The sequence below is a fragment of the Streptomyces xiaopingdaonensis genome, from assembly GCF_000262345.1.
Lineage (GTDB): Bacteria > Actinomycetota > Actinomycetes > Streptomycetales > Streptomycetaceae > Streptomyces > Streptomyces xiaopingdaonensis.
On the sequence record NZ_AJTQ01000251.1, the window covers coordinates 1 to 5444 of the forward strand.

The following is a 5444-nucleotide window of genomic DNA, read 5'->3' on the forward strand; positions in this document are numbered from 1 at the left end:
GGTGAATCCGCCCCTCGGTGACGTTGTCGAGGCCCGCGAGGCAGTGCATCAACGTGGACTTCCCGGAGCCGGAAGGCCCCATGATCGCGGTGAACTCCCCCCGGACGATGTCGACATCGACGTGGTCCAGGGCGAGGACCCTCGTCTCGCCCGACCCGTACGCCTTGACCACCTGGCGCGCGGACGCCGCCACTTCTTCGGCGCCCCCGTGGCCCGTCACGGCAGTAGCCATCCCAGTTCTCTCCTCGGCTCGACAGAAAGCCCGGGACCCCTGCCCCGAGCCGCGCTTCGGCGCCCACCGCGACCCGGTCCCGGCACGCCCCCGACAGCTTTCGATGCTGCTGCACCCCGACCTCGGCCGCGATGGTGCACGTCCGTGTATCCGACCGGGGGCTGGCCCCACCTCACGTGCGGGCCCGCCCCACAGAAGCTACGGGCCCTCGACGCCCCCGGCGTCCTGCCGCGGCACGAGACGCGACCCCGGGGACGTCGGGGGAAGCGGGCCGCCGCGGCGGCGGTCGAACGCAGCGAGGGCCGGACGCGCCGATGCGCATCCGGCCCTGGAGGGGGAGTTAACGGGTCAGTCGCCCCTGCGTACCGTCTGCTGGGCGGGGATGGAGACCGACTGCGCGGGCACCTTCTCACCGTCGGGCTCCTGCTCCCCGGGAAGTGGCGGGGTCTCGTCCTTCGGGGGGACCTCGGCGGTGCGGCCCGTAAGGGTCGACAGGCTCGCGCGGACGTGCGCCATGTGCTGGCGCATCTCGTCGGACTGCTCCTGGTGTTCGCGCAGGACGCGCTCCGTCTCGCGCTCGACGCCCTCCTCCCGCAGCCGCGCCTGCGCCAGCAACTCCTCGGCCTGCGCCTGCGCGTCCTCGACCCGGTGCCTCGCCGCCTCCTCGGCCTCGGCGTGCGCCCGCTTGGCGTCGGCGAGAAGGTGTTCGGCGCGCTCGTCCAACTCGCTGACCCTGGCGTCGACTTCGGCCTTCTCGCGGGCGAGGTCGCGGTCGGCCGACTCCGACTCGGCCGTGTGCTCGCGCTCCTGCTTCGCGAGCAGCTCGGAGCAGCGCCGCGCCGCCTCGCGCAGGGCTTCGGCGGCCTCGCCCCGTACCGACTCGGCCTCCGACTCGGCCTCGGCCACCATCCGCTCGCCCTCGGACTCGGCCTCCTCCAGACGCTGCTGCGCGGCGCGTTCTCCCTGCGCCCTGATGCGCTCCGCCTCGACGCGGGCCCCCTCCTCCACCGAGCGGGCGTCCTCCCCGGCCTCCTCGGCGGTGCGCGCGGCGCCGGACTCCGCGGCGGTGCGCACCTCGTCGGCCTCCGCCTCGGCGAGGCCCAACAGGTCCTGGGCGCGGGCACCGAGGGTGGCGTAGGTCTGCGGCGGCAGCGAGGCGACGACGCCCTGGAGCCGCTCGACCTCGGCCTCGGCCTCCTCGGCTTCCGCTTCGAGCGCGTCCGCGCGGCGGTGCGCGGCCTCGCGCTCCTCGGTCAGGTCGGCGACCCGGCCGTCGACCTCGTCGGGCCGGTACCCGCGGCGGACCACGACAAAGCCGTGCGGCGACGACGCACTCATAGCGAGCCCCTATCTCAGTTCTCCAACGCAACGAGCAGCACACGGCCGCGAGCCCCTGGGCGGACCCGCGACCCCCGCAAGACCCCCTCGGCGAAGCGGCCATACCGCCATACTCCACCCGCAGCCGTACCCCAGGATGCGCTACTTCACGTGCCGAGCAGTAATCGGAACAACCCGTCGCAACTGACCGGAAACCCCACACGCCCCAGTGGCCCCGCGGAGGATGGCGACCCCGACCACGCGGCGCTGAGCGGCGGTTCAGGATCGCGTACGCCGCCGCACGGACCCCTGGGGCCGTCAGCCAAGACCTCGACGATGCCACTCGTGTGAGGGAATCGACACAAAGTCCGCCACGAATTACCCCCTCTCGGACGGGCGGTGGGACCCCACCGACGCCGAACGAGACCGCGTACCGGAAAGCACCAGCGCACGCCCAACACGCGAGCGCCCCACCGCCGACGGCAACTCCCCCGCGCCCCGCAGGAGTTCAGCGCCCGCGGGACGTACGGCTCAGAAGAGCCCGTCCCACATCTGCTCCAGCAGCACCGACCACCAGTTCTCGGGCGACGCGAGCGCCGCCGCGTCGAAAGCGGCCAACTGGAGCTGGAAGTCGACCGTCCAGCGACCTGCCTGCTCCTGGGTGAGCCCGTAGCGGAGCCGCCACATCCGGCCGAGCAGGGCGAGCGAACGCACGAACTCCGGCAGGCCCGTGTTGACGAACTGCGGCTGCGCCGGCTGCCCGCCGGGCCCCGCCTCCAGCGGCACGGCGACGATGTTGGCCGTGCCGTACTGCACGCACAACTGGCGGCCGAAGTCGGTCCCCATCACCAGGTAGGAGCCCGCGTCGGACGACGGCTGCACGCCGCGCTCCTGGGCCAGCTCCGCGAGCGTCGGCACCGGGCGGCCGGGCTGCGCCTGCCCCCAGAAGAACGGCCCCATGTCGATGGGGATGCCCGCCCACACCAAGGTCTGCGCCACCACGTCGGGCACGCCCTGCCGGGAGACGGCGCGCTGGTCGAACCGGAAGACGCCCTGCGGCCCGAACGCCTGGAGGAGCTCCTGGCCGATGCCGTCGGGCGGCAGCGGCGGCGCCGGCTGGACCTGCGGCGGAAGCGGGACGCGGTGCGGCGCCGGACGCGCGGGGCCGTCGGCCACCTGGTGCAACTCCCCCTGGTGCGCGAGGAGTTGACGCATGCCGTCCTGCCGCGACGCGTGGTCGCGGCCGTAAGCCGCGGTGTGGCTCACCCGCACCTGCGGCCACGTCTCACGCACCATACGGGCGCAGTAGCCGCCCGGCAGCTCGCACGACTCCAGCTCGGTGTGGAGCTCCACCACCTGCTGCGGCGGGACGTTCATGCCGTGGAGCTCGTGGAGGAGCTGCCACTCGGGGTGCGGGGTGCCGGGCGCCGACCGCCGGATGAGCTGCTGCTCCGAGCCGTCGGCCGCGCGGTAGCGGAGCACCGCCATGTAGCCGGGCCCGACCGTCGGCTGGGCCGACGGCTGCTGGGGATAGCCGTACGCGGGAGCCGGGCCGCCCGGCGCGGGCGCACCCGGAGCCGGGGGCGGGGTGCCGGGGGCCGGCGGCGGGGTGCCGGGGGCCGGCGGCGGGCCGGGCGCGCTGGGCGGAGGGCCCGGGGCCGCAGGGGTCGAGGGCTGACCGCCGGCGAGCATCGTCGAAGCCTGATGGACGTCGCCCCCCGAGGAGCCCGCACCCGGAGCCCCTGGCGTCCCCGGCGGCGGCGGGATCGGGGCGCCGCCCTGCGAGCCGTCCGAGAGCACCGTCGCCGCGTGGTGCACGCCGCCGCCCTGCGAGTCCGAACCGGAGGCTGCGCCCCCGCCTTCCGCGCCCGCCTGTGCGACGTCGTCGGAGGAGACGAGCTGCGTCGGCACGTAACCGGCGCCCGGACGCGCACCCGGAGTACCGGGCGCGCCCGGAGGCGGCGGCACCGTGGGGCCGCCGCGCGACGACCGCGACGAGACCGGACCCCCGGCCGCGCGGCTGGTGTCGGCGTCGGCGATGTCGCCGACGCCCGGCGACCGCGCCGCGTCCGGGGACGGCGGCACCTGCACGGCCGCGTCCTCGGAGAGGACCGTCGCCGCGTGGTGGAGCCCCGCCGAACCGCCTTGCGACGGCGAGGAGTCGGCCTCCTCGACGGGCCGACCCGCCGCCACCCCCGGCAACGAGCTGCCCTCCGGCATCAGTTCGGTCCGCGCCTCGGAATGCGACCCCGACGAGGCGCTCTCCTCCTCGTCGTCACCGGAGAGCGGCGGCGCGAAGACGGTCGCGGGCGGCTGCTGCGCGACTCCGCCCGAACCGCTGGTGTCCGCCGCGTCCCACGGGCTCGGAGCCGATCCGGACGCAGCCGGAACCGAGGACTCCGCCGCCGGCTCCTCCGCCGAGCGGCGGTCGGGGACGCCCAACTGGTCCGCCGCCTGCTGGAGCCACTCGGGCGGCGTCAGCAGGAACGACGTCGCCTCCAGGTCGAGCCGCTCAGGCGCGGGCGCGGCAGCGGGGGCCGGTGAACCGCCGTACTCCTCCTCGAAGTTGCGCACGACCTCGTCGACGGGAAGGCCGGGCCAGAGCGTCGCGTCACCGCTGTCCTTCGCGATCACCAGCCGCGGACCCGCCGCCTCCGGCGAGGCGGGGCCCGCCCAGGCGACGAAGCCGAGCGCGAACTCCCGCACCTGCGCCTCGCGCCGCTGGTCCGACGGCACCTCGGTGCCGTTGATCCAGCGCTCGGCGCGCTCCTGTGCCTGCGCCAAGGTCACCATCGCGCCCTCACCTCTCCACCTCGACGGCGAGCGCGAAGCCGCCGTCGACCATCAGGTTCGCCACCGTCTCCAACTCCGGCGGATTTCCGGCGAGCCTCCGGAGGAACTCGTCGAAGTCGGCGCCGCAGGGCCGGAGCAGCCGCTCCACGCGCTCCTGCACGGAGAGGCCGTCCGCGTCCCCCGCGTCGTCGTACGCGCAGAACCAGACGGAACCCACCGCCTCGCCCTTCACCTTCACCGCGAGCAACCCGCCCTGGACGAAGGCGACGCCGAGGTAGTCCTTGGTGAGGTGGTCGCGCAGGCACTTGTTGACGTAGACGAGGTCGTCGACGGAGGCACGGTCGCTCTCCGCACGCAGCGTGAAGAACGGCTGGTCGAAGAGGAGGCCCAACTCGGCGTCGAGCGCCACCCCGCGCGGCGCGCAGCCACCGGCCGCCTTGAGGAACGAGCGGTACCCCTCCGGGAGCCGGTACCCCAGCCGCTCCTCCGCCTCCCGCACCCGCGCCTCGGGGACGGCCACGTCGCGCGGCGCCTCGAAGTGCACGGGCTTGGTCTCCTGGAGCGGGCGCGTACCCGTCTTCGCATGGTCGACGGCCGCCGTGGCGAGGCCGCCGTGGTGCCGCAGCAGCGCCTTCACCTCGACCGGCACCAACTCCATCCGGCGGCCGCCCGCGACGTGATGCCACGTCCAGCCGTGCGGCGTCGCCACGGGCGGCAGGCTCCCCCACAGCTCGTGGCCCGAAGCGTGGAGCGCGGCGTTGGCCGACACGTAGTCCGTGAGGCGGAGTTCGTCACCCCCGAAGCCCTCGGGAGGCTCCGCGATCTCTGCGGCTGCACGCGCGTACCCGGAGAAGTCCGGGAAGCCGTAACGGTCGACCGGCACCCCGGCGGTATGGCGGGCCGCCCTGACCGGATCAGGGAAGTTCACCACTTGCCCGGCGTACGCACGGTTCGGTGGCGCGGCATGCTGCCCGAGCCGACCTGTCGTCATCGCGCTGGCCCCCTGCTGCGTCTGGCTGGTACGGGACAGCCTATGCGGTACGGCGACACGCAGTCACCGGGCCCGGGGGGCTGCGGGGTGCAGCCGCCGAGGGCCGGGGAC

General features: G+C 74.8%; 4 protein-coding genes. All 4 read right to left on the reverse strand.

Annotated elements, in window-relative coordinates; translation table 11 throughout:
- Positions 1–232: ATP-binding cassette domain-containing protein (locus UWG_RS30545; protein WP_033196260.1), on the reverse strand; the 232-nt coding region annotated here is incomplete at its 3' end.
- A 348-nt stretch (positions 233–580) separates the two neighbouring features.
- Positions 581–1570 carry a coiled-coil domain-containing protein gene (locus UWG_RS0119830; RefSeq protein WP_029391603.1) on the reverse strand — a complete coding sequence of 330 codons (990 nt, stop codon included), beginning with the start codon at positions 1568–1570 and terminating at the stop codon, positions 581–583.
- Positions 1571–2080: 510 nt separating this feature from the next.
- A complete protein-coding gene (locus UWG_RS0119835; protein WP_016908948.1) occupies positions 2081–4342 on the reverse strand; it encodes an SUKH-4 family immunity protein in 2262 nt (753 codons plus the stop codon).
- A gap of 7 nt (positions 4343–4349) precedes the next feature.
- Positions 4350–5333: an SMI1/KNR4 family protein gene (locus tag UWG_RS0119840; RefSeq protein WP_029391604.1), complete on the reverse strand. Its 984-nt coding sequence runs from the start codon at positions 5331–5333 to the stop codon at positions 4350–4352.
- Positions 5334–5444: the final 111 nt, after the last annotated feature.

Coding starts and splice junctions, on each gene's coding strand:
- UWG_RS0119830 (WP_029391603.1), bottom strand. CDS start 1,570: ATGAGTGCGTCGTCGCCGCACGGCTTTGTCGTGGTCCGCCGCGGGTAC.
- UWG_RS0119840 (WP_029391604.1), bottom strand. CDS start 5,333: ATGACGACAGGTCGGCTCGGGCAGCATGCCGCGCCACCGAACCGTGCG.
- UWG_RS0119835 (WP_016908948.1), bottom strand. CDS start 4,342: ATGGTGACCTTGGCGCAGGCACAGGAGCGCGCCGAGCGCTGGATCAAC.